General features: G+C 58.4%; 26 protein-coding genes and 1 tRNA gene. 11 read left to right on the forward strand and 16 right to left on the reverse strand.

What is annotated here, in order from left to right; translation table 11 throughout:
• The first annotated feature begins 36 nt into the window (after positions 1-36).
• A complete protein-coding gene (locus ABRP95_RS05020; RefSeq protein WP_284796594.1) occupies positions 37-768 on the forward strand; it encodes a class I SAM-dependent methyltransferase in 732 nt (243 codons plus the stop codon).
• Positions 769-778: 10 nt separating this feature from the next.
• Positions 779-1,246, forward strand: a complete 468-nt coding sequence (locus ABRP95_RS05025) for an RDD family protein (RefSeq protein WP_349839048.1) — start codon at positions 779-781, stop codon at positions 1,244-1,246.
• On the opposite strand, the gene ABRP95_RS05030 is transcribed toward ABRP95_RS05025, so the two are convergent.
• Genes ABRP95_RS05030 through polA form a run of 3 tightly spaced genes read right to left on the reverse strand, consistent with a single transcriptional unit; the run spans position 1,210 to position 5,199 of the window.
• Positions 1,210-1,581 (reverse strand): hypothetical protein, encoded by a 372-nt coding sequence (locus ABRP95_RS05030; protein WP_349839049.1) that lies wholly within the window; start codon positions 1,579-1,581, stop codon positions 1,210-1,212. The two genes, ABRP95_RS05025 and ABRP95_RS05030, sit on opposite strands and share 37 nt — an antisense overlap.
• Before the next feature lie 38 nt (positions 1,582-1,619).
• Complete coding sequence (locus ABRP95_RS05035) at positions 1,620-2,546, reverse strand: DNA glycosylase AlkZ-like family protein (RefSeq protein WP_349839050.1); 927 nt, start codon at positions 2,544-2,546, stop codon at positions 1,620-1,622.
• Positions 2,547-2,550: 4 nt separating this feature from the next.
• Positions 2,551-5,199 carry a DNA polymerase I gene (gene polA, locus ABRP95_RS05040; RefSeq protein ID WP_349839064.1) on the reverse strand — a complete coding sequence of 883 codons (2,649 nt, stop codon included), beginning with the start codon at positions 5,197-5,199 and terminating at the stop codon, positions 2,551-2,553.
• 144 nt (positions 5,200-5,343) lie between these two features.
• Here polA and ABRP95_RS05045 point away from each other — a divergent pair.
• The 5 genes from ABRP95_RS05045 (at position 5,344) to ABRP95_RS05065 (ending at position 9,214) form a co-directional block, all read left to right on the forward strand.
• A tRNA-Leu gene (locus ABRP95_RS05045) sits at positions 5,344-5,417 on the forward strand.
• Between the two features lie 363 nt (positions 5,418-5,780).
• Complete coding sequence (locus ABRP95_RS05050; protein WP_284782982.1) at positions 5,781-6,617, forward strand: DUF368 domain-containing protein; 837 nt, start codon at positions 5,781-5,783, stop codon at positions 6,615-6,617.
• Complete coding sequence (locus ABRP95_RS05055) at positions 6,617-7,504, forward strand: ABC transporter substrate-binding protein (RefSeq protein WP_284782980.1); 888 nt, start codon at positions 6,617-6,619, stop codon at positions 7,502-7,504. The genes ABRP95_RS05050 and ABRP95_RS05055 overlap by 1 nt, the downstream gene beginning before the upstream one ends.
• Complete coding sequence (locus ABRP95_RS05060; RefSeq protein WP_284783040.1) at positions 7,497-8,450, forward strand: amino acid ABC transporter permease; 954 nt, start codon at positions 7,497-7,499, stop codon at positions 8,448-8,450. Before ABRP95_RS05055 ends, ABRP95_RS05060 begins: the two co-directional genes overlap by 8 nt.
• Positions 8,450-9,214, forward strand: a complete 765-nt coding sequence (locus ABRP95_RS05065) for an amino acid ABC transporter ATP-binding protein (RefSeq protein WP_284770511.1) — start codon at positions 8,450-8,452, stop codon at positions 9,212-9,214. Before ABRP95_RS05060 ends, ABRP95_RS05065 begins: the two co-directional genes overlap by 1 nt.
• 28 nt (positions 9,215-9,242) lie before the next feature.
• Here the strand turns inward: ABRP95_RS05065 and ABRP95_RS05070 are convergent, their stop codons facing one another.
• The 8 genes from ABRP95_RS05070 to ABRP95_RS05105 are packed head-to-tail and all read right to left on the reverse strand — an operon-like array spanning position 9,243 to position 16,477.
• Positions 9,243-9,989, reverse strand: a complete 747-nt coding sequence (locus tag ABRP95_RS05070) for a sulfite exporter TauE/SafE family protein (RefSeq protein WP_284782978.1) — start codon at positions 9,987-9,989, stop codon at positions 9,243-9,245.
• Entirely contained in the window at positions 9,986-10,459 is a 474-nt protein-coding gene (gene coaD, locus ABRP95_RS05075; RefSeq protein WP_005280301.1) for a pantetheine-phosphate adenylyltransferase, read from the reverse strand. The genes ABRP95_RS05070 and coaD overlap by 4 nt, the downstream gene beginning before the upstream one ends.
• A gap of 15 nt (positions 10,460-10,474) precedes the next feature.
• Positions 10,475-11,068, reverse strand: coding sequence for a 16S rRNA (guanine(966)-N(2))-methyltransferase RsmD (rsmD, locus tag ABRP95_RS05080; protein ID WP_284770513.1), 594 nt, complete (start codon positions 11,066-11,068; stop codon positions 10,475-10,477).
• On the reverse strand, positions 11,069-11,281 hold the full coding sequence (locus tag ABRP95_RS05085; protein ID WP_284770514.1) for an acyl-CoA carboxylase biotin carboxyl carrier protein subunit: 213 nt from the start codon (positions 11,279-11,281) through the stop codon (positions 11,069-11,071).
• Between the two features lie 19 nt (positions 11,282-11,300).
• Positions 11,301-13,433: an ATP-dependent DNA helicase RecG gene (locus tag ABRP95_RS05090; RefSeq protein WP_284770515.1), complete on the reverse strand. Its 2,133-nt coding sequence runs from the start codon at positions 13,431-13,433 to the stop codon at positions 11,301-11,303.
• A gap of 2 nt (positions 13,434-13,435) precedes the next feature.
• The gene (locus tag ABRP95_RS05095) at positions 13,436-14,788 is read right to left on the reverse strand and encodes a DAK2 domain-containing protein (protein WP_284770516.1); all 1,353 of its coding nucleotides are present in this window, start codon (positions 14,786-14,788) and stop codon (positions 13,436-13,438) included.
• 10 nt (positions 14,789-14,798) lie between these two features.
• Positions 14,799-15,437: a uracil-DNA glycosylase gene (locus ABRP95_RS05100; protein ID WP_284770517.1), complete on the reverse strand. Its 639-nt coding sequence runs from the start codon at positions 15,435-15,437 to the stop codon at positions 14,799-14,801.
• A 2-nt stretch (positions 15,438-15,439) separates the two neighbouring features.
• The gene (locus ABRP95_RS05105; RefSeq protein ID WP_284770518.1) at positions 15,440-16,477 is read right to left on the reverse strand and encodes a thiamine-phosphate kinase; all 1,038 of its coding nucleotides are present in this window, start codon (positions 16,475-16,477) and stop codon (positions 15,440-15,442) included.
• Between ABRP95_RS05105 and ABRP95_RS05110 the strand changes: the two genes are divergently transcribed.
• Positions 16,425-17,324 carry a DUF3515 domain-containing protein gene (locus tag ABRP95_RS05110; protein WP_284782973.1) on the forward strand — a complete coding sequence of 300 codons (900 nt, stop codon included), beginning with the start codon at positions 16,425-16,427 and terminating at the stop codon, positions 17,322-17,324. The genes ABRP95_RS05105 and ABRP95_RS05110 overlap by 53 nt on opposite strands.
• Positions 17,325-17,367: 43 nt before the next feature.
• On the opposite strand, the gene ABRP95_RS05115 is transcribed toward ABRP95_RS05110, so the two are convergent.
• Both ABRP95_RS05115 and ABRP95_RS05120 read right to left on the reverse strand, forming a co-directional pair.
• The gene (locus ABRP95_RS05115; RefSeq protein ID WP_349839051.1) at positions 17,368-18,435 is read right to left on the reverse strand and encodes a D-alanine--D-alanine ligase family protein; all 1,068 of its coding nucleotides are present in this window, start codon (positions 18,433-18,435) and stop codon (positions 17,368-17,370) included.
• A gap of 22 nt (positions 18,436-18,457) precedes the next feature.
• Positions 18,458-19,456, reverse strand: coding sequence for an NAD(P)H-dependent glycerol-3-phosphate dehydrogenase (locus ABRP95_RS05120; protein WP_349839052.1), 999 nt, complete (start codon positions 19,454-19,456; stop codon positions 18,458-18,460).
• A 150-nt stretch (positions 19,457-19,606) separates the two neighbouring features.
• Here ABRP95_RS05120 and ABRP95_RS05125 point away from each other — a divergent pair, with 150 nt between their 5' ends.
• On the forward strand, positions 19,607-20,605 hold the full coding sequence (locus ABRP95_RS05125) for an NUDIX hydrolase (RefSeq protein WP_349839053.1): 999 nt from the start codon (positions 19,607-19,609) through the stop codon (positions 20,603-20,605).
• A gap of 29 nt (positions 20,606-20,634) precedes the next feature.
• Here ABRP95_RS05125 and ABRP95_RS05130 read toward each other — a convergent pair whose 3' ends face one another.
• The 3 genes from ABRP95_RS05130 to leuC form a co-directional block, all read right to left on the reverse strand.
• Positions 20,635-21,423, reverse strand: coding sequence for a hypothetical protein (locus ABRP95_RS05130; protein WP_349839054.1), 789 nt, complete (start codon positions 21,421-21,423; stop codon positions 20,635-20,637).
• A 138-nt stretch (positions 21,424-21,561) separates the two neighbouring features.
• Positions 21,562-22,152 (reverse strand): 3-isopropylmalate dehydratase small subunit, encoded by a 591-nt coding sequence (gene leuD, locus ABRP95_RS05135; RefSeq protein WP_296088524.1) that lies wholly within the window; start codon positions 22,150-22,152, stop codon positions 21,562-21,564.
• A gap of 22 nt (positions 22,153-22,174) precedes the next feature.
• Positions 22,175-23,596 (reverse strand): 3-isopropylmalate dehydratase large subunit, encoded by a 1,422-nt coding sequence (gene leuC / locus ABRP95_RS05140; protein WP_349839055.1) that lies wholly within the window; start codon positions 23,594-23,596, stop codon positions 22,175-22,177.
• 52 nt (positions 23,597-23,648) lie between these two features.
• On the opposite strand from leuC, the gene ABRP95_RS05145 reads away from it, so the two are divergent.
• Together ABRP95_RS05145 and ABRP95_RS05150 are read left to right on the forward strand one after the other, a co-directional pair.
• Positions 23,649-24,332, forward strand: coding sequence for an IclR family transcriptional regulator (locus ABRP95_RS05145; protein WP_284770526.1), 684 nt, complete (start codon positions 23,649-23,651; stop codon positions 24,330-24,332).
• A 215-nt stretch (positions 24,333-24,547) separates the two neighbouring features.
• Complete coding sequence (locus ABRP95_RS05150; RefSeq protein ID WP_284770527.1) at positions 24,548-24,841, forward strand: hypothetical protein; 294 nt, start codon at positions 24,548-24,550, stop codon at positions 24,839-24,841.
• Positions 24,842-24,868 lie beyond the last annotated feature (27 nt).

Below are 24,868 nucleotides of genomic sequence, written 5' to 3' on the forward strand. Positions count from 1 at the left end.
AATATTGCACGCCACCAAGAAAGGTAGCGCACCCCAATGACTTCGCCCTCTCGCGCCAATCAATCCCACTGGGATGATGATGCGGTCTCTTACCATGCCGAGCACCCCGAGTACCTCTCCTCTTTTTACTGGTGCCCGGAGATGTTGCACGAGGCCGATGCGCAGTTGCTTGGCGATGTCTCCTCTGCCGCTGTCCTCGAAATCGGCTGCGGTTCTGCCGCCTGCACCCAGTGGCTCAGCACCCGCGCCCGCTTTGTCACCGGCTGCGATATTTCCCGCGGCATGCTCTCCCACGCAGATCCCGGGTTGGCGCTCATCCAAGCCGATGCGCTGGCACTGCCCTACGCCACTGATTCCTTTGACGTGGCATTCTCTGCATTCGGCGCATTACCCTTCCTCGCCGATCTCGATGCCGCGCTCGCGGAGGTTGCCCGCGTGGTGCGCCCAGGTGGACGCTTCGTATTCTCCGTGACCCACCCAATGCGCTGGATCTTCCCCGATGATCCCACCAGCCTCACCGCTGAGATAAGTTATTTCGACCGCGCCTATCTGGAACACGATTCCGCCGGGACGCTAACCTATGCCGAATTTCACCGCACCATCAGCGATTGGTTCCGCGCGCTCCAAGGTCGCGGACCATTCCTCATCGAGGACATCATCGAACCGGAATGGCCCGAAGGCTTAGATACCACCTGGGGTCAGTGGTCTAGGCAGCGCGGGGAAATTTTCCCTGGCAGCATGATTTTCATCTGCCGCGCCTACAGCTAACGTAGAGAACATGATTGCCGAAAGACTGGGAATTTTCCTGCGCCGCGCCGTGGCGTGGTGGATCGACGCCTTTCTCGTCGCCGCCATCGTCACCGTGGTGCGGTGGGTGATTAATGCTCTTGCCAGTACCCCCTTAGCCGGCCGCTCCCAAGAAATCTATGAGGCCGTCGCTCTCGCCGTGGTCTTTTATATCTACCGCGTGTGGGTGGAAACGAAGAAGTCTACCTCCCTGGGCAAATGGTCGATGCAGCTCGAAATCATCCCGGCCCGCTCGCCGTTTGTCACCGCGTGCCTACGCAATTCATGGCTGCTGCTCACACCCTTGACGCTTACCAGCTGGAACATTGACGGCATTATCCTTGCGATTCTAGGCCTTTCTGTTTTAGCCATCGGCCAAACGCCCTTTGACCTCTTGGCCGGCTGCCTGGTGGAAAAGCGACCTCAGGAGGATTCCACCGCGATGCGCGGCCAAAAGTAGTACGCCAAGGCAGCAATAGTAATGGACGCGAATACCCACGAATACGGGAAGGCCACGGCAATGACAGTTACAGCGATCATTACACCGGCCGCCTGCCCCCGGTAGCGCCACGGGTTCTCGCCTTCCCTGGCGTCGTTACCAGCAGAAAGGAAAAACCCAAAAACCATGACCGCATAGTAAATGAAGTAAAATGTATCGCTGCTTACCGCTTCTTTTAAGCCGCTCTCAGCAATCTGTCCCGCCGGGTATGCGACCATGGCTGCCCACGTTGTCTCAAAAAAGCGCAAGACGTAGGGCTGAGACTTCCACCTAATACGTTTTCCGAGAAACTCCATGAAATTACTTTAAAATCCTATTCTGCTTCACGCACTTCTCAGCACTCTTTCCACTGGCGATCCACGCGGCGTGCCGCGTAAGCGGGAATACCCCAGTCCTCAATCCCCTGCTTATTCCACATGCCGCGCACTTGGCCGTCGATAACGATGGCGCGGCGGAAAATTCCTTGGTTTCCGGGAACGAGCGCGTGGTGCATATCCGCTGACATGGCAAAAAGCCGATCCTGGTAGCCCAAGATATATTCATCAAAGGCTCCTAAAAGCAGCACCGATTTCTTTCTTCTTACCTCTGGTAGCTCTAGGACCTCTGCAGAGACCAGCTCCTCGCCTTCCCTATCTATCCGGATGAGGTCATCCGGCAAATTCTCGGCTGCGGGACGAATGAGCTTTCGGGGCAGCTTGGACCACCATGCAAAGTCCTGCACAGTCGCCAGCCCATGGGTGCGAAAATGGCGCGTCATCAATTCCGTCGTGGCGGCCACCGAGTCGCCATTAAAAAGGGCCTCCATGCCGTCTAGCTCGACCGGAGTAATGAGCTGTTCTTCGCCATGCCCGCTTTCCATGCCGATACGTACTACGTGCCAGAAAGGCAACTCGGTCAAGGCTTGGGCGGCGCGTGATTTCAATTCTGCGCGCGTTAATGGGGCATCGCTAAGCTGCAGCACGGCTTCCCGTACCGCGGAATCTCCCTTGCGAGGCTTTGCGCACAGTTCAGTTATCCAGCCCATATCCTTGACTAAGGCGGCGAACAGCGTGTTGCGCATGGCATAGCCGCGCACGATTTCAGACTTATCAGATTCATCGGTTGAACGCAATGCCAAGGACCGGCGCACCGAGTGCAAGTCCTGGCGCTGCATGACGCCAAAGGCACGGACTGACTCTGCAGCGGTGTGCCAGCGCTCGGCCGTGAGGCCCTGGGCGGCCAAGCGCATGCGGGCGCGCTCGCGCCGGTTAAGCATCACCATCGAACTAGTGGGCCGCAGCGTCCCAATCCGTGCCGGCGCCGGCAGAGACCTCAAGCGGTACGTTCAGCTCGATGGCGGAATCCATCTCACGCTCAAGAATCTCGCGGACTTGATCGGCCTCGCCGGGGGCAACTTCCACCACCAGTTCATCGTGGACCTGGAGCAATACACGAGATTTCATATCGCGCAACGCACGGTCCACGCGAATCATCGCGACCTTGATGATATCCGCGGCCGTTCCCTGGATCGGCGCATTGAGCGCAGCGCGTTCCGCGTTTTCGCGAGCCAGACGGTTATCGGAGTTAAGCTCTGGCAGGTAGCGGCGGCGACCAAAGAGTGTGGCCGTATAACCATCCTTGCGGGCTTGCTCCACGACATCATCCAGGTACTTCTTCACACCGCCAAACCGCTCAAAGTAGCTTTCCATGATGGACTTGGCTTCACCCGCTGGGATTCCCAGCTGCTGCGATAGTCCAAACGCGGACAAACCATAGACAAGGCCATAGGACATGGCCTTTACCCGGCGGCGCAGCTCAGGGGTCACCTGGTCCACTGGTACATCGAAGACCCTAGAACCGACGAAATTGTGCAGGTCCTCGCCGGCCTTATAGGCCTCAATCAACCCGGGATCGGCAGAGAGGTGCGCCATGACGCGCATTTCAATCTGCGAGTAGTCCGCGGTCATTAGCTGCTCAAATCCCTCGCCTACGATAAACGCCGAGCGAATCTGGCGGCCAGCCTCCGTGCGCACCGGGATGTTTTGCAGGTTGGGCTCCGTCGAGGACAAACGCCCCGTCGAGGTCACCGTCTGGTTAAAGGTGGTGTGAATGCGCCCATCCGGCTGAACGGTCTTGATGAGGCCCTCCAGCGTGGTCTTCATCTTCTGGTACTCGCGGTGGGCCAATAGGTGGTCCAAGAACGGGTGCGGGTGCTTGATGGCCAGCTGCTCGATTTCCTTCGCGGCCGTGGAATAGCCCGTTTTCGTCTTTTTCGTCTTGGGCATATCAAAGGTCTCAAAAAGCACCTTTTGCAGCTGCTTAGGAGAATTTAGGTTGAGCTTGTCATCGCCAGCAAGCTCGCGCGCGGAGCGTTCTTGCTCCCCCACCTGCTCCACAAAGGCATCCTTTTGGGTTTCCAAAATATCTACATCGACCGCGATACCCGTAGCCTCCATGCGCGCCAGGATGGTCACCAGCGGCAGTTCCAGGTCGGTGTACAACTCGAATGAGTCGATGTCCTGCAGCTCCGCGGTGAGTTTTTCCGCCAGCTCCATGATTGCCGCCGCCTGATCTACCAGGGAGGAACTATCGAGCAGCGTCATCTGATCCGAAGCGGCGCCGAGGGACTTTTGAAGGTGGCGCTGGTAGACATCGGAAAGCTCGTAGGTGCGCTGGCCTGGGCGCAGGATATACGCCGCCAAGGCCGTATCGTGCGCAAGCCCGTTGAGCTCAATGCCGCGCCCTGCCAGCATGTGGAACGCGGCCTTTGCGGCGTGGAAATACTTAGGGGCCGACGATTCTAGCCACTGGACCAAGGCCTTTTCCTCATCGGCGGAAAGTTCCCCGAGTTCCACCTGCAGTCCGTGGTGTTCGCGGTCCACAAACGCGATGGCAGAAGCATCACCCTGACTTGGGATGCCCTCGCCCTGCACATACACAGCTACGTGCTCGCGGCCAGGTAGCCACTCGCTCAAGGAGGCGTCATCGATAGTGAGCTCTACGTCTGGGGTGTCCGCGGCTTGCTCAGCAGCCTCTGCACCATCGTTGGGGATGGCAGATAAGACACGATCGCGCAGGTTGGTGCCAAACTCCAGCTCATCGAACTTCGCGGCGACATCGGCAACCTTGGCTTCCCTAAAGGCCAGATCATCAGGGCCAACATCTAAGTCCATGTCTGTAATCATCTGGGTGAGCTTCCGGTTCATCTGCACCTGCTCGATACGTTCGCGGAAGTTAATTCCCACCACGCCATTGATTTCCTCGGCGTGCTCTACCAATGAAGCCAAGTCTCCGTACTTGACTATCCACTTGGTGGCGGTCTTTTCTCCCACCTTGGGAATGCCGGGGAGGTTATCGGAAGGGTCGCCGCGCAGAGCAGCAAAGTCGGGATACTGCGCGGGGGTAAGCCCGTATTTATCCTCGACGGCTTCTGGGGTAAACCGGTGCAGCGTGGATACGCCCTTCATGGGATAGAGCACCGTGGTCGAATCCGTAACCAGCTGCAGATAATCCCGGTCACCGGTGACAATCAGCGTCTCGTAGCCCTGTGCCTGGGTGGCAAGGGTTGCCAAAATATCGTCGGCCTCGTAATTTTCACGCGAGAGCGTCGTAATACCCAAGGTCTCTAAGGTATCGCGAATGATATCTACTTGGCCCTTAAATTCTTCCGGCGCGGCCTCGCGCTGCGCCTTATAATCCGGGAACATCTCCGTGCGGAAAGTCTTCCGGCCAACGTCAAAAGCAACCGCGATAGCATCCGGCCTTTCCTCAGAGACGATATTGGACAGCATGGATAAAAAGCCATACACGGCATTGGTGTGCTGACCACCGGAGGTAGAAAAGTTTTCCACCGGGAGGGCATAAAAGGCACGAAATGCCATGGAATGGCCGTCAATGAGCAAAAGGCGGGTCTTATTGGAAGTCACCTGCCCCATATTAGGCAACACAATGGACACGGCGATACCCCGCCCAACCTCACCGTCTTGAGCAGGCCTTTTCACCGGAAAGGGACCCCAATTAGGAATTGCGCCAACCCCTGCGCTAGTATTTCCAACAGTCAAAGGCGCTCGCTTTTGATTGCCCCTGTAGCCCAATTGGCAGAGGCAACGGATTCAAAACCCGTCCAGTGTGAGTTCGAGTCTCACCAGGGGCACAGTACAACCCCGCTTCTTTCCGGAAATATATCCACGAAGGAAGCGGGGTTTCGTCATGCCGCCTAGTTCCCTATGTCCCCTACAGCGGCCTCGATTCAGCTTATATCCTTCCGCGAATTGCATATTTACACAACGCCCGAGAAGCCTAACTGCTGCAAAATTACGCCTTCTTACCTCGAGACTTTAAGCACAAGCCCGTCTCATATAAGGTGGGTAACCGTTAAAGTAATGAAAGATATGCAGGCTTAAGCCACCGCGGGCGGTGCTACACCTCGCCGTACGGTCTTGAGCAAAGAGTTTTTGGCACCCCGAGTGGCCCGTCAAACGCAGTCATGTCTTGTACCCAGGTAGATTTTTAATTTATGCACTATATTTTGAACGCCATTCGTGGCGCCCTCATCGGTATGGCCGAGCTGGTTCCCGGCATCTCCGGCGGAACCGTCGCCCTCATCGTGGGGATTTATGAGCGCGCCGTCCGCAATGCCAATGACCTCATCTCCGGCAACTTTAAAAAGGTCGAGTGGTCCTTTCTAGCCTCAGTTGCCGTCGGCATGCTAATCGCCGTATTCGGCTTTTCCACGCTCCTGTCTAACTTCGTCGACAACAACGTCTCTGCCTCCAGCGCCCTCTTTTTAGGCATGGTGGTCATCTCCATCATCGTTCCGCTTTCCATGTTGTCTAAGGCGGAGCGCACCGCCCCCTCGTCCATCATCGCGTTTATCGCTGCTGCCGTCCTGATTTTCATCGTCACGGGCTTTACCTCTGAGCCGCAGGATGACCCGAGCCTCATCGTGGTCTTCTTTGCCGCAGCAATCGCCGTATGCGCGCTAATTCTGCCGGGTATTTCCGGCTCGCTCATCTTGCTGACTATGGGGCTCTACCAGCCGATCATTGGCGCAGTATCGGACCGTGAATTAAGCACCATGGGCGTCTTTGCGCTGGGTGCCCTGTGTGGCCTCGCCGCCTTCATCAAATTGCTCAACTATTTGCTGAGCACCCACCGCGCGCCCACCCTGGCCGCCATGGCGGGCTTCATGCTGGGATCCCTGCGCGCCCTGTGGCCGTGGGGTGCTGACCAGGACGCTTCTTCGGGCGCCATCATCGGATACTTCATCCTCGGTGCCATTATCGTGTCCATCTTCATCTATGTAGACCGCAGGAACGCGAAAGCCATCGAGGAAAGGACGGCGGAATATTAATGCCCTGGGCGATTAATCATCGACCACTAACGGCCGCCGTGATGGCGTGCGTACTCCCCTTGAGCGCGTGCGTGGTCAACGAGGAGGATTCGACTCCAGAGGGCTGGCAGGAACCCCAGACCAGCGAAGTTCCCGAAATTGCCGCGATGTACCACGACGATGACGGTGTGCTCACGGCAGGTACAAACCCGCCCTATGCCCCATTTCAGCTCAAGGACTCCCACGGCGATCTGCAGGGCGTAGAGCTTGACCTTGCCCGCGCCGTCGCAGGCGTGCTGGGCCTGAAATTCCAGGCCCTAGAGCAAGACTTCTCCATGATTTTGCCGGCTGTGCAATCGGGACAGATAGACATGGGTGCCTCTGGGTTTACGGATACGGCCGATCGCCGCGATGAATTCGACTTCGTGGACCACCTCTATGCGGGCATCCAGTGGGCAGAGCTTGTCGATGGCCCCAATAGGGTCGATCCCCAAAACCCTTGCGGTCTGACCGTCGCCGTGCAGCGCACCACCGTGTCAGAGACCGATGATGTGCGCCCCAAGCAAGAAGCCTGCGATGGCGATCTCACCGTCTTGTCCTATGACACCGGGGATAACGCCGCGCTCGCCGTCCTTATGGGCCGCGCCGATGCTTTATCCGCGGACTCGCCGGTAACGGCTTGGGCGGTCAATCGCTCCGAGGGAAAGATGCGCGCTGTGGGCGATATGTTCCAGGCCTCTCCTTACGGCTTCGCGGTCCCGAAGGACTCGGACTTGGCCAAGGCCTCAGCCGCTGCCCTCCAGCACCTCATCGATACCGGTGAGTACGCGGAGATCTTGGCCCGCTGGGGAATTGAAGATGGATTAGTAGACCAGGCGATGATTAATGAAAGGCCCATCAATGGTTAACGAGCACAAAGAGGCAGCCGGCCCCACGGCACAGCAGGAGGCACCCGCTAAGATCGAAGCCCGGCCACTGCGCCACCCCTGGCGGTGGCTCTGCGCGGTCGTGTTGCTCATTCTTGGTCTGTGGTTTGTCATTGCCTCCGCGCGCAATGAGGCCTTCGGGTGGGATACGTACTTCCAGTATCTCTTTGATCAGCGCATCGCTATCGCCTCCCTGCACACGATTGCGATCACCATCTTGTCCATGATCATTGGCGTGGTAGGCGGCGCCATCCTCGCCGTGATGCGCATGTCGCCCAATCCCATCCTGCGCGCCATTTCCTGGATCTTCCTGTGGATTTTTCGCGGCACCCCGATTTATGTCCAGCTTGTCTTCTGGGGCTTGCTATCTGCGATTTATCAATCCATCAACTTGGGCTTTGCAGAGGTCTCCTTGCAAAGTGTGTTGACCAATGCCTTCTTCTTGGCGGTCATGGGCTTGGGGCTCAATGAGGCCGCCTATATGGCCGAAATCGTGCGCTCGGGCATTTCCTCGGTTCCGGAAGGTCAAAAGGAAGCCTCCAAGGCCCTCGGCATGTCTTGGTGGATGACCATGCGGCGCACCGTATTGCCGCAGGCGATGCGCATTATCATCCCGCCAACAGGCAATGAGTTCATTTCCCTGCTCAAGACCTCGTCACTGGTGGTCGCCATCCCCTATACCCACGAGATCTTCGGCCGCGCCACGGACATTTCCGCAGCCCTCTTCCAGCCCATTCCGCTCTTGATGGTCGCCGCCTCGTGGTACTTGGTCATTACTTCCCTGCTCATGGTGGGCCAGTACTTCCTCGAGCGCCACTTTGAGCGCGGCGCCACCCGCGAGCTCACCGGGCGCCAGCTGGCCGCGCTTGCCGATGCCGAAGGTACTATCCCCCGCAACGTCTCCGTAATCCAGGAGGGTAAAAACTAATGAACACTCCCATGATCTCCGCACAGAATGTGCACAAATCCTTCGGCCAATTCGAGGTGCTCAAGGGCATCGACTTAGAGGTCCAACCCGGCGAGGTTGCCTGCCTATTGGGCCCTTCCGGATCCGGTAAATCAACCTTCCTGCGCTGCGTCAACCACCTGGATAAGGCCACGGCGGGCCGCCTTTATGTCGATGGTGAGCTCATTGGCTACCGCGAAAAGAACGGAATCCTGTACGAAATCAGCGAGAAGCAAGCTGCACAGCAGCGCTCCGATATCGGCATGGTATTCCAATCTTTCAATCTCTTTCCCCACCGCACGGTGATTGAAAACATCATTGAAGCACCAATGCAGGTCAAGAAGGTGCCGGAGGATAAGGCGCGGAAGCGTGCCATGGAGCTTTTAGAGGAGGTGGGACTTGCTTCCAAGGCCGATAACTTCCCGGTTCAGTTATCCGGCGGCCAGCAGCAGCGCGTTGCCATCGCCCGCGCCGTGGCGATGGATCCCAAGCTCATGCTTTTCGATGAACCCACTTCCGCCCTCGATCCCGAGCTCGTTGGCGAGGTCCTTCGCGTCATGAAGGATCTCGCGGCCCAGGGCATGACCATGCTCGTGGTTACCCACGAGATGGGTTTTGCGCGCGAGGTTGCCGATAAAATCTTCTTCATGGATGGCGGCGTAGTCCTAGAATCCGGTACCCCGGCTGAAGTGCTTGAGAATCCACAGCAGCCGCGCACCAAGGAGTTCTTGTCCTCACTGCTTTAGGTAAACCTCGCGCGGTGCCAGCCGCGCCCTAGGCACCGTAGGTGACGACGCCACGAATCAGCGCACTGAGAGCGCCGAGGCTAGCTACCGATAGCGACAATGCTCGCGCAATATCCCTGGAGACTACATGCGCGATGCGCGAGCCCAGCCAGATGCCGATGAACATTCCGGCAATGCCTGCGGGCCAAATGATCCAGGGCAGGCCATCGAATGTCGCAGCACCGAGCGCGGTCTTGGTGATAACGGAAAAGATTCCACCCACCACAAAAATCGGCTGCAAGGTCGCCGTATACATGGCTTGCGGCCATTTGGCCGCCTGGGCGTAGACGGTAATAACCGGGCCTGCCACTCCCGCCAGGGTATTGGTAAAACCGCCAAGGATGCCCGCAGAAATGGCCGGTCCTTTGCCTGCCATCGGCGGGACGAACTTACCGCCGTAAGTCACCACCGCCAAGGCGATAAGAAGCGCTGCACCCACCACTATCAATAGCCCTGCGGTATCGATCTTGCTAATCAACGCCGCGGCCGCCAGAGAACCGATAATCATCACGGGCGCGATGAGCCCGAACATTCTCCAGCTCACATTGCGGCGGACAGTGACCGTAGTAAGCAGAGCATTGACCGCCGCCAAGACGTTGATCACCAAGATGCCTTCTACCGGGCCCATCACCAACATAAGAATGGGCCCACCAATAAGGCCAAGCCCCATGCCGGAGACGCGTTGCAAGGTGGATCCCGCGACAACGACGGAAAAAATAATCAGCGCCAATATCATCGGCGGTATTTTTCCTTCACCGCTTGTACTACCGGATCAGGAAGCATGCCGGTGACCTCACCGCCGAATTGCGCGACCTGCTTGCACAGCGAAGAGCTGATGTAGCCGTACTTTTCATCGGTAAGCAAAAAGACCGTATCGATGCCGGACAAGCGCCTGTTCATCTGCGCCATCGGCAGTTCGTATTCATAGTCCAAGGAAGAACGCAGTCCCTTGACCAAAACGTCAACGCCGTGCTGCGAGGTATAGTCCACGAGCAGGCCGGACCAATAATCCACGTTAATGCGCGAATCCACGCTCTGGCGGATGAGGTCCATGCGCTCGTGCACGCTAAATAACCCGGAAGGCTTTTCTGGGTTGCCAGTAACAAGCACCGTAACCTCATCAAACATCTGGCTGGCGCGCTCAAAAATATTGACGTGGCCAAGAGTGATGGGATCAAAAGACCCGGGACACACGGCTGTGGTCATAAAATATCGCTTTCTCTAGTTATCTAAGGTGTCATCGGCATCGTCGGTACCGGGACGGGTATAGACTGCCATATCCATACGCGCGATGCCGAAGGTACGCTTCTTTAATTTCTGCCCCGTCGGCACAAACCCTTCTGGCCAGTCGGTCTCGGGCGATTCGACGTGGCGTTCGATGACCACCATCGCGCTATCAGTCAGCGCTGGCTCTATTGCGGCGATGAGCCCGGCGACATCGTCAAACGCATAAGGCGGATCCGCTAAAACCATGTCGAAGTAGCCGCGCGGGGCGCTGGCCAGGTACGTAGATACTTTCCTTTCCTCCACGCGAGCACCGGGATGCTTCACCACGCCTATGTTGTGCTTGATGATGGACACCGCCGCAGGGTTGGACTCCACCAGCACTGCCTCGTCTGCCCCACGGCTTAATGCTTCCAACCCCAAGGCGCCGGATCCAGCGAATAGGTCAAGCACCTTGGAGCCTGGGAATCCCCAACGGGCATTCAACGAAGAAAACAGGCCTTCCCTTGCGCGATCAGCGGTCGGGCGCGTTCCCTCCGCTGGAACTTTGATAGTCCGCCCCCGCGCTTCGCCTGCAATAATCCGCGTCATTTACGCCTCTCCAATCTCCATAATTAAGTCCCCGCCAATAACATCGCTAAAGTCTGCCACCGCTATGCGAGAAATCGTCCCCGGGCCTGGGGACACGACGGGCGATTCCAGCTTCGTCGCCTCAACGGTAGCTAGCTCTTGACCAGTGTTAATTCTCTCGCCTACGTCGACATGGCAGCGAACGATGCCCGCGAAGGGGGCGTAGATTTTCATACCTATAGCCTATCCCCTCTTAGTTTTTCTCCAAGTATTCCTGCTCACTTTGGCTCAAATTGCGCGTCAGCTCTTCGGCCAACTGGGGATTGCGCTGGACCATTGCATACGCATCCACGTGAGTGCGCTCGACAATATCTTGGTCATCTGCAAGGTTGAGCAACCGCAGCGTCCGGTGCGTGCCAGATTGCACCGCACCCAGGATATCGCCCTCGTGGCGTTGCCGAAGGTCTAATTCCGCAAGGTCAAACCCAGATGAAGTCTGGGCAATCTGGGTTATGCGCCGATACGAGGCCGAATTATCTTCCGCTTTCGTATGCATCAGACAAATCGATGCGTTCCCGCCGCGCCCTACGCGCCCGCGCAATTGGTGCAGCTGGGACACGCCGAAATTCTCTGCCTCTCGGATGAGCATGACCGTGGCGTTGGGAACATCGACGCCCACCTCGATGACCGTGGTCGATACCAAGATATCGATCTCACCCCGGGCAAATGAGGTCATCACCTCATCCTTATTCGGCATCTTGCCGTGCAAGATATCTACCCGCAGTCCCTTAAACGGGCCGGCGGCAAGCTGTTCTGCCAATTCAAGCACGCCGCCCTCGCCTTCTATGCGCGGGCAGACGATATAGGCCTGGTGGCCATGCGCCACTTCCTCGCGGATGCGCTCGAGCGCCCGCGCCACCCATATGGGCCGCCATTCCGCCACCACTGCGGACTGGATCGGCTTTCTCCCGCCGGGCAGCTCAGCGAGCGTCGATACCGCGAGATCACCGAAAATCGTCATGGCGATGGTACGCGGGATGGGGGTTGCCGTCATGACCAAGACGTGGGGACTTATCCCCTCGCGCGTCTTAGAGCGCAGGCTATCGCGTTGCTCGACGCCAAAGCGGTGCTGCTCGTCCACGATCACCAACCCCAAATCGAAGAACTCAACCGATTCTTGAATGATGGCATGCGTGCCGATGACGATATTCGCCTCACCCGAGACGATATCCAGGAGGGCCTGGCGCTTCTCGGCGGTCCGCATGGAGCCGGTTAAGAGCACAACCTTGACACCTTCTGGAACCGACGTGCCAATAGAGGCCGCGTGCTGGGAAGCCAAAACCTCGGTGGGAGCAAGCAGCGCCGCTTGGCTCCCGGCATCGATGGCCTGCAGCATGGCGCAGGTGGCGACCATCGTTTTTCCCGAGCCCACCTCGCCCTGCAACAGGCGCATCATGGGTAAGGAGCCAGACAGGTCATCGTCGATCTCAGTGATGACCCTGCGCTGGCCTTGCGTGAGCTCAAAGGGCAGGTGGGTCAATAACTCTTCGCGGAAGCCGCCCAAAATAGCGGGCATCGTCGGCGCCGTGTGCGCGTGCGCATCGCGTTGGCGCAGCGCCATGACCAAGCCAATGGAGAGCGCCTCGTTGTACTTGAGGCGCTGGATCGCGCGCTGTGGGCCAGCCGCGCCGGGCTCATGGATTTCGCGCACCGCTTGGTCCAGGCTGATAATCATCTGCTGATCTAAAGGTTCCCGGATGGTTGGGGTGTGCGAGAGCACGTAGTGGATGGCCCCCATGAGGTACCACGAGGTGATCTTTGCCGTGGCGGGGTATACCGGTATCCATTCCCTCTCGAGCAATAATTTATCGAGTCGGCCGAATTGGGATAGGTTGCGCAGGGATCCGGTTGCCTTCTGCGGCTTTTTCTTTCCCGTCGCTGGCGCCTGTTCGCGGTAGGCGGCGAGTTCCCCGTCTGGGCGCCCGAAGGCATCGATTTCTACGAAATCCGGCTGCTGTAGCTGGGGCTGTTGACGGAAGTATTTTAATTTCCCGCTCATCATCACCCGCTGCCCGCGGTGGAGCATGCGCAAGACGTACATGGCGTTAAAGAACGTGGCGATGATATGGCCATCGAGTTGGACGTTGATGATAGTCGTCTTGCCCGTATCGCGGGTTGTTATTCCCGTTACGGTTCCGGTGACGGTGACGATATCGCCCTCGGCGGCATCGCCAAGCCCCACGTCTTGATTATGGCGAATGTAATCGCGCGGATAGTGCGCTAAGAGTTCCCCGCAGGTCTTATATCCCAACGCTTTGGTGATCTTCGTGGCGTCTTTTTTATCCAGTACCTCGGTCAGAGGGCGGTCATCCTGCCAGCCAAGCATCGCTATTCCACCCCAATCTCGGTGGGAATATCCGGCACCTGCAAGGCCACCACATCGACGCCGAGCTCTGCCGCCAATTCTTCTTGCGAGATGTTAAGCGGGCTAATGACCGTGACCTGTTCCCCGCCCGCAGCAAGCAGCTGGCGGCACATCTGCGCGATGGCTAATTCAGATTCTTCTGCTGGGTGCGCCACCCGCATCGACTGCGCCGCATCACGCATGGATTCTACGACCGCGGCGGTATCCGCATTATCCGGCTCATAGACGGAGATGGCGGCTAGCCCCGCCGCAAGGGAAGAAATCTCCACGGTATGCGCTGCAGTTGCGTGTTCTTCTAGCCCGCTGGATAAAACGATGTCCTCGCCCGCCGCGTGGATGGTTTCTCCTGGTTCGACCACCGTAACCCCGGCGGACTGCACAAGCTCGGCCATGGGGCCGGCGGGCGCCGCAGCGTAGACGGTGCGCGTATGACCTTCGTCAGTGTTTTCTCGCTGAGCAGGGGCTTCCGGAAGGGCCTCTAGGCGCAGGTTGCTGACCGATCCAGCGGCAAAGGCGGTTTCGATGACCGCACCGGCCTGGGTGGAATGGATGTGGATGGAGGCGCTATCTTCGCCTGCCTGCGCGATGACCAAGCTCGTGCCCAAGGGAGCAATCTTCTCCTTCAGTACCGCGCTATCGCCTTCGAAAAAGAAGACCACCTCAAGTTCGGTGACTGTCTCCGGCATGGATTCGGGCGAGTGGCTGGTCGTGCCCTCGATTTCTGCAAGGAGGGTTTCTAAAAGGATGACCAGGCCGGCACCGCCAGCATCTACCACCCCAGCCGCGCGCAACTCTGGCAGCTGTGAGGGTGTTTCCGCTAGCGCTGTGCGGGCGGCGGAAATAGTATCCGCTACGACGCCGTGAAAACTGGAATTAGGTTGCCGCGCGGTGCTTTCCGCTGTTTCTGCGGCGCATCGCAGTACGGTAATAACCGTTCCTTCCACCGGTTCCGCAATCGCGCGGTCCACGAGCTCTACCGCATGCATAAGCGAAGCTGCAAAGATGGCGCCATCGATGGTGGAATCCACGGTGGCCTCCGCTACTCCGCGCAGGACCTGCGAGAGCACCATCCCGGAATTTCCCCGTGCCCCGCGCACGGCCCCCATGGCTAGCGCAGCCGCAATGTCGCCGTCGGCCTTTTCCACCTCGGCGACGGCGGCTTCCATGGTGTGCGCCATATTCGAGCCGGTATCTGAATCCGGCACTGGGAAGACGTTGAGCGCGTTAATTTCGGCGCGCCGATGGGAAAGCTCGCCTACAGCGCGGTGCGCCCAATTGCGCAATCCGTGAGCGTCCAGCGTGCTGGGATATGACATGCGCAATAGTTTACAAGTCCCACGCTATCTCCCGCGCGCCTTGGTCCCGCAAATGGGCGTTTGCCCGGGAAAATGGGCGGGAGCCAAAGAACCCGCGGCTGGCTGAAAGCGGCGAAGGGTGCGGGGAGGTAATGCAGGGAACATCGGGAAGGAAGCGCTCGCAGGATTGGGCATCGCGGCCCCATAAAATCGCGACCATCGGGGTGCGGTTGAGGGCGCGGATGGCGGCCTCGGTCACCTCTTCCCAGCCAATACGCCGGTGCGAACCCGCCTGGCCCGGTGCCACGGTCAGCACCCTGTTAAGGAGCAAGACTCCCTGGTCGGCCCAGGCGCTTAGATCGCCGTCCTCACGCCCGCGAACGCCCACATCGTCATACAGCTCGCGGTAAATATTGACCAAGGACCTCGGGGGCTTGACCCCCGGCTTGGTGGAAAAGGCCATCCCCATCGCGTGGCCCGGGGTGGGATAGGGGTCTTGGCCAACGATGAGCACGCGGACATCGTCAAGCGGCATCTGCAATGCCCTGCACACGTCTTCTGCCGGCGGCAGGTAATCCTGGTTGTCCAGCGCATGAGAAATACGTGGCCACTGCTGCTCCAGCACCGGCGCGAGAACCGGTTCCCACGAGGGATGGTAAGTCGGGTGCATATCTAAAATCCTGCCCACCCTTCTGCATAACGGGGTTGTTTACCGCCCACCGTAACGCCGCTGCCGCGCGAGACGGTGCCGATTTCCCGGAAACCTGAAGGCGCTTGCTTTGCGGTAGTTCCGATCAGGGTATGGTCCTCGCCGCCGGCAAGGATCCACTCCCACGGATCGCATTCGAGGACGGCGGCCGCGGCGTGCAGGAGTGGATCGGGCTGGATGGCATCAGCATCCAAATCAATGTGTACACCAGAGCGCTGCGCCATGGTCCCACAGTCTTGGATGAGGCCATCGGAATTATCGGTCATGGCCGTAACCTCGGCGGCGCGGGCGATAACACCGCGGCCGGGGCTGAGCCACGGGGCGCATTGGGCATCAATAAGCGGGTATAAATCCGCATGCTCTGCCGGCAGATCGCGGCCAAAGCGCTGCAGCAAGGACAAGCCGGCCGCGGCGTGGCCAATCGCTCCGTGGGCCACGACCTTCTGGCCCGCGCGCGCCGCATCAAGGGTCAACGCGGCCCGGCTGCCGCCCAGAAAGCCAATGGCAGTGATGTTGATGACCAGCAAGTCTGATTTCGTAATATCTCCGCCCACCAGCTCAGCGTTGTAGAAAGAGCAATGCTCGGCGATGCCCCTGGCCACACCCCTGACAAAACTCACCGGCGTATCCCCCGGTGCGGCGATGGCTAAAAGCGCCGCCACTGGGCGCGCTCCCATGGCTTCAATATCGGCGAAGTTGCGCAGGATGGCCTTCTTGCCAATTTCGCGCGGGGTGGACCATTCCCGCAAGAAGTGCCGGCCATCTACCATCAAATCGGTAGAGGCCACTGTGCGTGAATTAGGCGGTGCCCCGAAAAGCACAGCAGCATCATCGCCATTCAAGCTGCTGGGGGCAGCCGCGGTAATTTCTCGAATCACCGCCTGCTCCCCCACGTCTGCGAGAGTCTGACTTAAGTTCACCGGCGTCCTTTCGATAAAATGAGCCCCTATGACATCCCAATTTAACCGCACCGCGATCTTCATTTCACTTGGGTTGTCCATAGTGATGGTTTTAGCGGTCCTTTTCGGCGCGAAATACGTATTCACAAACACGGCCAAGGCCCCCGTGGCGGTCTCCCCGGTCGATTCCCCGGAGGCCGATTCGCAGGCATGCACGGACTTTGTGCATGCGCTTCCCGATGAAGCCATGGGCCAACCGCGCGCCGATATTGCAGAACCCGTCCCCGCTGGCGTTGCCGCCTGGGCCGCCAGTTCCCAAGAAAAGGTGACGGCGCGCTGCGGTGTTGCCATGCCTTTCCAGTACACCGATTACTCCACCACGCAAGATATCGACGGTGAGCAGTGGTTCAAGGTCAAGGATGCGACCTCTGGCTCCAACCTCTCTACCTGGTACTCGACCCAGCGCTTTCCCGTCGTGGCAGTAACGACCTTTAATGACGAAAAACCGCAGGACCTCAACGAGGCCGTTGCCACCTTGGAGAATAAGCCAGCGGAGACCCACCCTGCCCCATTGCGCAATCTGAAACCGGCAAAAAATGACCGCTGCGCCGCGGTAGAAAAGGCATTACCGGATGAGATTGCTGATGGCTACCACCGCCGCGATGTAGACGATGAGGACACCTACGTGTGGAGCTCTGAGGGGTACGAGGATATCGTCGCGCGCTGTGGCGTCGCCCAGCCAGAAAACTACGAGGCGGGCGTGCAGCTCCAGCAGGTCAACGATATCGCCTGGTTTGAGGATACGACCTTGGCGCAAGGCACGACTGCGGGAACCTGGTTTGCGCTAGGCCGCGAGAATTACCTGGCGCTGCACGCCCCGCAGGATTCCGCGCAGGCAGCATTGGTGGCCCTCAGCGATATCACCGCGGAGCACATTCCAGAAAGGTAAAACCAGCGTGACTGCCGTACCGCGACGTTACGCGGTACGGGCTTTACGCGGTACGGACTTGGGCGCGGGCAATGAGGACCTCAAGCAGCGTGGGATAATCCACGCCAGAGGCCGCCAACACCTGCGGGTACATGGAAATCGGCGTAAATCCCGGCAGGGTGTTTACCTCATTGATGTACAGGCCTTCTTCGGTGACGAAGAAATCCACGCGGGACAGGCCTGCGCAGTTGAGCGCCCTAAAGGCCCGAATCGCCATTTCGCGCAATTGCGCCGTGAGTTCTTCTGGGAAAGGCGCGGGAATCTGGGCCGTGACCACGTTATCTAGGTACTTGGTCTCAAAACCATAGAAGCCCTCATCGGAATCATCTATGCCCTTGAGCAGGGCCGGCACTGAGGCAATCAGCTCGCCATCCGGGTATTGCAGGACGCCGACTTCCACCTCGCGGCCGACGATCTCTGGCTCGACCAAAATCTTGGCATCGTCTTCCAGGGCAATGCGTACAGCTTCTGGGAATTCTGCCCAGTCGCTCACCTTGGATACTCCAATTGAAGAGCCCCCGCGGGCGGGTTTGACGAAGACCGGCAGGCCGAGGCTGTCTTTTTCCTCTGCGGTTAATTCCGTTCGCCCTTGGACAATAACCTCTGGTGCCACTGGCAGGCCCGCTGCGGATAGAATCTTCTTAGTAAATTCCTTGTCCATTCCCACCGAGGACGCCAATACACCAGGGCCCACATAAGGGATGCCGGAGAGCTCAAAAAGCCCCTGCATGGTGCCGTCTTCGCCATAAGGTCCATGGAGAATAGGAAAGATAACGTCGACCTGGGCATACAGCGATCCATTACTAATCGTGCGGATTTCGCCCTTGCGCGAAGGATCCGCAGAAAGCGCCAATTCCGTGCCGCGCTTGACCTCAGGCATGACGCCATCGACGATTTCTAGCCCCTCGGTATCGCCCGGCGTCCACGTGCCCTCGCGCGTAATGCCGATGGGCACCACCTCGAATTTTTCCGGATCGAGGTGCTTCATAATTGCGCCTGCAGATACGCAGGACACGGAGTGCTCGGTACTGCGGCCACCGTAAAGGACGGCCACGCGGGTCTTTTCAGTCATGGGCGATAATTTTACCTTTCTGCTACTCCGACTTCTTGGAGCGACCCATAAGGGCGATAATCATATCGTCTACCGCCATTCCCTGATGGCACACACCGTAGACGGCTTCCGTAATGGGCATCTCTACCCCAGCCTGCTGGGCCAAGCGGAAGATGGAATCCGAAGAAAACACACCCTCTGCCACTTGGCCATTGGTGGCCGCCTTCGCTTCTTCAAGGCTACCACCTTGACCGAGGCGATAACCGAAGGTTCTATTGCGCGAGAGCGTGGAGTTACACGTGGCCACCAAATCGCCCAAACCCGCCAAGCCGGAAAAAGTGAAAGGCTCCGCGCCCAATGCCGTGCCAAGGCGGGTAATTTCCGCTAGGCCGCGGGTGATCATCGTGGCCATGGTGTTATTGCCCAGCCCCTTGCCTGAGGCCATGCCGCAGGCCAAGGCGATGACGTTTTTGCAAGCACCACCGATTTCAGCGCCGATGACATCGGTATTTGTGTAGGGCCGCAAGTAGGGTGCGGCGATGGCCGCCTGTACTGCCTTGGCGCGCTCTTCGTCAGTGCAGGCGATGACCGTAGCCGCAACCTGCCCCTGCGCTACTTCTTTAGCCAGGTTGGGTCCAGATAGCACCGCCACGCGCTGCGGATCCACGCCGGCTGCATCCACGATAACTTCACTCATGCGCTTGAGCGTGCTTGTTTCTACACCCTTGGAAATGGAAACCAGCGTGGAATCCTCAGGCAGTGCGGGCGCCCACCGTTCCACGTTGGCGCGCAGAGACTGCGATGGCACGCCGAAGACCACGATATCCGCGCCGGAAAGCGCCTCTGCTTCGTCGTGTGTGGCGCGCAGCGCCGCGGGAAGGTGAATATCCGGCAAATAATCCGGGTTGGTGTGCGTTTTATTAATCGCGTCCGCCAATTCGGTCCGTCGTGCCCACAGGGTGACATCATTTCCTGCGTCCGCGAATACCTTGGCCAGGGTGGTGCCCCAGGAACCGGCACCCATCACCGCTACATTTACCATGGCTTCCTCCAAACGTTTTTCCTATTATTTCCACCTTAAGGCATTTATCACTCTGGGCGTGGCAAGGATGCGGCAGGGATCTCCCGCGTGGAACAATGATTATGAGGTTAATGCCGATTTTTAACTCACCGAAGAAAGGCACGAAAAGCTATGCCGAGCGCGAAGAAGATGCACGAGACCGATAAAGATAAAAAGTCCGAAAAATTCATTTCCGGCCGGCACCAAGAAATTCCGGTGGATCCCGCCAAAGAATTTCCCCGCACTACCCTTGCCGCCGGCGCAGTAGTTTGGCGCGGCGACGCCGCGAACCCTGAAATCGCACTCATCCACCGCCCACATTATGACGATTGGTCCCTGCCCAAGGGAAAGGTGGACCCAGGCGAATCTCTGCCCACCACCGCGGCCCGCGAAATTGAGGAAGAAACCGGTTTTCACGTGCGCCTGGGCAAGTTGATTGGCAAGGTCACCTACCCCGTGCAGGGGCGCACCAAGGTGGTCTATTACTGGGCGGCGTTCTACCTCAGCGGCACCTATACCCCCAATGATGAGACCGATGAGCTGCGTTGGGTCCCCATTGACCAAGCACAGCAGCTTTTGTCCTATGACGTGGACAACGACGTCGTCGCCAAGGCACAAAAGCGACTGCAGCTCGCCCCCACAACGCGCGTCTTGTACGTTCGCCACGCCCACGCCCATGACCGTAAGAAGTGGGAGGGCGATGACAACCTGCGGCCTTTGGATAAGAAGGGGCGCCGCCAAGCAGAAATGCTCGTGCCCATGCTGGCCGCCTTCCATCCCACCGCGATCTATTCCGCTCGCCCGCATCGGTGCCAGCAAACCGCCGCGCCGCTTGCCGATGAACTGGGTAAAGACATTGCCATTAATAAAGACTTTGGCGACGAGGCGTGGGAAAAGAACCCGGCGGCCGCCAAGAAGGCTTTCCGCCGCGTTGTAGAAGACGGCGGGGTACCAGTCATTATCAGCCAGGGCCAGACCATCCCCGGCATCATCGAGGATTTAGCGCCGCAATTCCTCAAGAAGCCGCAGGACGAATTGAAGTTTAAAAAGGCCTCGGTGTGGGTCTTGTCCTTCAATAATGGTGAATTAACCGGCGCCGATTATCTTCCCAGCCCCCTGCCGGTGCGCTAAATAGCTCGGGCCGCGCGAGCCCCTAGCCCCTAGCCGCGCATGCCGAGGTTGCGGCGCACGAAGAGGGTGGGGGCTAAGGCCATGAGCCCCGGCAGCACGACAACACCCACCACGGTTGAGCCCAGCGCCATGTAGAGGATGATGAGCGCGATACCGACCAGCAAGGTGGTGCCGATGTTCCTCTTTGCGATATCCGTGGAAAGCTTAAAGCAGTCACCCAAGCCTAGGTCTGGGCGCGCTGCCTTGACGGCTGGGACCCACCACCAGAAGAACAGGGCGAAAAGTCCGGGAATTACCAGCAGGACTAAGCCGATGCCGATGACCACGCTGGTGACGAGGTAGGCCAGCATGATGCCGCCCATGCCTTTGAACGTGAAGAAATCCCCGAACATCAAATCCTGGCCATTGACCTGCTTGTTAGCGGCTTGGTACCAGATTGCATTTGCCCACAGATAGACAATTAACAGGGCAATTACCGCGAGGGCGAGTAATAGCAGGCCCAGTACGCCGAGGGAACCGTCCAAGACGGCTGTCTCGGTCGACGCCTCGATGGAAATGGAGCCGCCACCGGCGGCAAGGACTACGGCGATGATGAGGTATGCGACGAAAAGGACGACCATTTGCACTAATGGGGCAAAAAGCCACTGCACCCAATTGCGGCCGAAATAGCGGAAACTATCGCCAAAAATGCTGACGGCATCGATGCCGCCTGTAGCGGATGGCTCACTAAAATTCCCTGGTTTCCCACCTGAGTAGGGCTGTTGGGAGTAGTGATTGTATCCATCATGGTCGCGTGACCCAGAATAAGGCGAAGTCATACCTCAGAGCATAATGGATAAACCCGGCTTTACGCTTTCGCCGCTGATATTTGTCACTCGTCCATTGCCCCACCGCTACCCCAGTTCACGGGTGCGGTGGTGTGCGCCCCCGCCAAAGTATGGGGCGCACCTGCTGGATTATTCCGCGTGCACCGCGGGCTTGAAGCTGGCGCGAGAGTTCTCGAAACTCGTGATGGCCTCTTCATTGCGCAAGGTGATGCCGATGTCATCGAGGCCTTCCATCAGGCGCCAGCGCGTGTAGTCATCAATGTCGAATGAGTAGGTGTTTTCACCAACCTGAACGGTGCGTGCCTCCAGATCGACCGTGACTTGGGTTTCCCCGGCTTCCAACTGCTTCCAAATAAGCTCGATGTCTTCTTGTTCCATCAGCCCGGTAAGCAGACCAGACTTTCCTGAGTTGCCGCGGAAGATATCCGCAAAGCGGGAGGAGAAGACAGCCTTGAAGCCGTATTCGCGCAAGGCCCATACTGCGTGCTCTCGGGAGGAACCGGTACCGAAGTCGCGGCCGGCAAAGAGGACGGAGCCGTCTTTGAACTGCTCTTGGTTAAGTACGAAGGTGGAATCAGAGCGCCAGTTGGAAAACAGGCCTTCCGCAAAGCCTGTGCGCTTGACCGATTTGAGGTAGCGCGCGGGAATGATTTGGTCCGTATCCACGTTGGACGCCCGCAGCGGGACTCCCGTACCGGTATGGGTGATAAATTTCTCCATTATTTCAACCTTTCTCGCGTGCTTATTTCAGGTCAGCCGGGCTGGACAGGTATCCGGTGACGGCGGTAGCGGCGGCAACCTGTGGGGAAACGAGGTGGGTTCGCCCGCCAGGGCCCTGTCGGCCTTCAAAGTTACGGTTGGACGTGGATGCGGACCGCTCCCCTGGCTTCAGTTGGTCAGGGTTCATGCCCAGGCACATGGAACAACCCGCCGTGCGCCACTCTGCACCGAATTCCCGGAAAATCTGGTCAAGGCCCTCCTTTTCTGCATCAGCCTTGACCACCGCGGAGGAAGGAACCACGATCATGCGCGTATTGGCGTCGATGGTGCGGCCCTTGACCACCTCAGCTGCGGCGCGCAGGTCCTCGATGCGGGCATTGGTGCACGATCCTACGAAGACGGTGTCGATCTTGATATCGCGCAGTGGGGTTCCTGGTTGCAGGTCCATGTACTCCAAGGCTTTTTTCACCGTGGCCTTGGAATTATCATCGCCGCAGTCTTCCGGATCCGGTACGGTTTCGCCCAGCGGCAAGCCTTGGCCCGGGTTCGTTCCCCACGTGACGAATGGCGTCAGGGCTGATCCGTCGATTTCTACGACGCGATCGAATTCGGCGCCATCGTCAGTAGGCAGCGTCTTCCAGTAATCCACCGCTTTATCCCAGTCGGCGCCCTTTGGGGCGAACTCGCGACCCTTGACGTACTCAAACGTCGTTTCATCGGGTGCGACCATACCGGCACGCGCACCGGCCTCGATGGACATATTGCAGATGGTCATGCGGGCCTCCATGGACATCTTGCGGATAGCTTCACCGCGATATTCGATGATGTAGCCTTGGCCGCCGCCGGTGCCAATCTTGGCGATGATGGCCAGAATAAGGTCCTTTGCGGAGACACCTTCCTGCAATTCGCCGGTGACTTCGATGGCCATCGTCTTAAATGGCTTCAAAGATAGCGTCTGGGTGGCCATGACGTGCTCTACCTCCGAGGTACCAATGCCCATGGCAATGGAGCCGAATGCACCGTGGGTCGAGGTATGCGAATCGCCGCACACAATAGTCATGCCGGGCTGGGTAATGCCCAGCTGTGGGCCAACGGTATGCACGATGCCCTGCTGCTCATCACCCATTAAGTGCAACCGCACGCCAAATTCTTCGCAGTTCTTACGCAGGGTAGAAACCTGGGTGCGCGATACCTCATCTTTAATCTCTAAGAGGTTGCCGGATTTAATACCCTCCGTCGGCACGTTGTGGTCCTCGGTGGCCAGGTGCAATTCTGGGTGTCGCATTGTGCGACCTTGCAAGCGCAGCCCATCGAAGGCCTGCGGGCTGGTAACTTCGTGCAAAAGTTGAAAGTCAATATAGATAAGGTCTGGTGCGCCCGCGTCGCCCTGCTGGACAACGTGGTCACGCCATACTTTTTCTGCCAAGGTCAGCTTCTGGTTCATAAACATCACTCCACACTTGAAATCTCATAATTTGGGACGTAGATTTCATTATATGGGAGAGTATAGCGCAGTTTCCGGCATTAAGGTACTAGATCGTGCAATGGCCATCATGATGGCCGCGGCAAACCATCCATCGACCCTTAATGAGTTATGCGAAACCACGGGACTACCTCGAGCAACGACACACAGGCTAGCCACCGCGTTAGAGGCACACCGCATCCTCGTGCGTACCCCTGAAGGAAAGTGGAAGGCCGGTCCCGCGCTTCCCGGCAACCGCGATCACATCTTAGAAGTCGCAGGCCCCATCATGGACCAACTCCTCAACCGTACCGGTGAGTCCATTCAGCTCTATGAATTCACGGGAACCACCCGCACCTGCATTGCCACCCGCGAGCCCAAGTCCGGCCTACACAACGTGGTTCCGGTGGGGAGACAGCTACCACTAACCTCCGGCTCTGCAGCACGCATCATCGCCGGCTTCGTAGACTTCCCCCTCGACGCCGCGCAATTCAGCTCCGCCGATGTAGAAGCCGCCCGCCGCCAAGGCTATGCAGAATCCATCGAAGAACGCGAAGCGGGCCTAGCCTCCATTTCCGCTCCCGTCTTCGATTCTTCCGGCGTTTTTCGCGCAGCGTTATCCATCTCCGGTTCCGCTGAGCGGTTCCGCCCCTCGCCCGCCAAGAAATACGCCCACCTGCTCACCTCCGCCGCCCAAGAACTTTCAGAGCTGCTCTAACTTCCCCAACTCCCCACCAATGCCCTGGACCTCCCACCGGCTCAGGGCTTTAATCGCGTCTTACCCCTGTATACCCAACCCCGCCGTGGCCTATTGAAAAATATCGAAAATTTCCGGCACGCTATTGAAACCGAACTGAAAACATGATTTAATGAAAACAGAGTGAAAACGAGAAGGTCACTCCTTGACCTAAGGCACAGAAAGGATTCATGATTATGACTCACGCTACCCACACTGAACACGAGCACACCCACGGCGAAGGCTGCGGCCACGTCGCTTTCCCGCACGAGGATCACACCGACTTCGTACACGATGGCCACATCCACCGCGAGCACGAAGGCCACTGGGACGAGTGCGAGACCAACGAGCACATTGAGGCCGAAACGCACAGCGACCACACCCACGGCGAGGGTTGCGGCCACGTTGCTGTCCCTCACGGCGACCACGTTGACTACATCCACGACGGTCACCGCCACGCCGCTCACGGTGACCACTACGACGAGCACTAAGCCTCGCCAGTAAGCGCCCTGCAGCGC

Origin of the sequence: Corynebacterium sp. KPL2895 (genome assembly GCF_040225815.1) — a bacterium.
GTDB lineage: Bacteria > Actinomycetota > Actinomycetes > Mycobacteriales > Mycobacteriaceae > Corynebacterium > Corynebacterium rhinophilum.

Coding starts and splice junctions, on each gene's coding strand:
- ABRP95_RS05100 (WP_284770517.1), bottom strand. CDS start 15,437: ATGCACCCGACTTACCATCCCTCGTGGGAACCGGTTCTCGCGCCGGTG.
- ABRP95_RS05060 (WP_284783040.1), top strand. CDS start 7,497: ATGGTTAACGAGCACAAAGAGGCAGCCGGCCCCACGGCACAGCAGGAG.
- ABRP95_RS05085 (WP_284770514.1), bottom strand. CDS start 11,281: ATGAAAATCTACGCCCCCTTCGCGGGCATCGTTCGCTGCCATGTCGAC.
- rsmD (WP_284770513.1), bottom strand. CDS start 11,068: ATGACGCGGATTATTGCAGGCGAAGCGCGGGGGCGGACTATCAAAGTT.
- ABRP95_RS05105 (WP_284770518.1), bottom strand. CDS start 16,477: ATGGACAACCCAAGTGAAATGAAGATCGCGGTGCGGTTAAATTGGGAT.
- ABRP95_RS05025 (WP_349839048.1), top strand. CDS start 779: ATGATTGCCGAAAGACTGGGAATTTTCCTGCGCCGCGCCGTGGCGTGG.
- coaD (WP_005280301.1), bottom strand. CDS start 10,459: ATGACCACAGCCGTGTGTCCCGGGTCTTTTGATCCCATCACTCTTGGC.
- ABRP95_RS05020 (WP_284796594.1), top strand. CDS start 37: ATGACTTCGCCCTCTCGCGCCAATCAATCCCACTGGGATGATGATGCG.
- ABRP95_RS05070 (WP_284782978.1), bottom strand. CDS start 9,989: ATGATATTGGCGCTGATTATTTTTTCCGTCGTTGTCGCGGGATCCACC.
- ABRP95_RS05030 (WP_349839049.1), bottom strand. CDS start 1,581: ATGGAGTTTCTCGGAAAACGTATTAGGTGGAAGTCTCAGCCCTACGTC.
- ABRP95_RS05055 (WP_284782980.1), top strand. CDS start 6,617: ATGCCCTGGGCGATTAATCATCGACCACTAACGGCCGCCGTGATGGCG.
- ABRP95_RS05145 (WP_284770526.1), top strand. CDS start 23,649: ATGGGAGAGTATAGCGCAGTTTCCGGCATTAAGGTACTAGATCGTGCA.
- ABRP95_RS05090 (WP_284770515.1), bottom strand. CDS start 13,433: ATGCTTGGCTGGCAGGATGACCGCCCTCTGACCGAGGTACTGGATAAA.
- ABRP95_RS05095 (WP_284770516.1), bottom strand. CDS start 14,788: ATGTCATATCCCAGCACGCTGGACGCTCACGGATTGCGCAATTGGGCG.
- ABRP95_RS05110 (WP_284782973.1), top strand. CDS start 16,425: ATGACATCCCAATTTAACCGCACCGCGATCTTCATTTCACTTGGGTTG.
- ABRP95_RS05035 (WP_349839050.1), bottom strand. CDS start 2,546: ATGGTGATGCTTAACCGGCGCGAGCGCGCCCGCATGCGCTTGGCCGCC.
- polA (WP_349839064.1), bottom strand. CDS start 5,199: ATGGGGCAGGTGACTTCCAATAAGACCCGCCTTTTGCTCATTGACGGC.
- ABRP95_RS05130 (WP_349839054.1), bottom strand. CDS start 21,423: ATGACTTCGCCTTATTCTGGGTCACGCGACCATGATGGATACAATCAC.
- ABRP95_RS05150 (WP_284770527.1), top strand. CDS start 24,548: ATGACTCACGCTACCCACACTGAACACGAGCACACCCACGGCGAAGGC.
- leuC (WP_349839055.1), bottom strand. CDS start 23,596: ATGAACCAGAAGCTGACCTTGGCAGAAAAAGTATGGCGTGACCACGTT.
- ABRP95_RS05115 (WP_349839051.1), bottom strand. CDS start 18,435: ATGACTGAAAAGACCCGCGTGGCCGTCCTTTACGGTGGCCGCAGTACC.
- ABRP95_RS05065 (WP_284770511.1), top strand. CDS start 8,450: ATGAACACTCCCATGATCTCCGCACAGAATGTGCACAAATCCTTCGGC.
- leuD (WP_296088524.1), bottom strand. CDS start 22,152: ATGGAGAAATTTATCACCCATACCGGTACGGGAGTCCCGCTGCGGGCG.
- ABRP95_RS05050 (WP_284782982.1), top strand. CDS start 5,781: ATGCACTATATTTTGAACGCCATTCGTGGCGCCCTCATCGGTATGGCC.
- ABRP95_RS05125 (WP_349839053.1), top strand. CDS start 19,607: ATGCCGAGCGCGAAGAAGATGCACGAGACCGATAAAGATAAAAAGTCC.
- ABRP95_RS05120 (WP_349839052.1), bottom strand. CDS start 19,456: ATGGTAAATGTAGCGGTGATGGGTGCCGGTTCCTGGGGCACCACCCTG.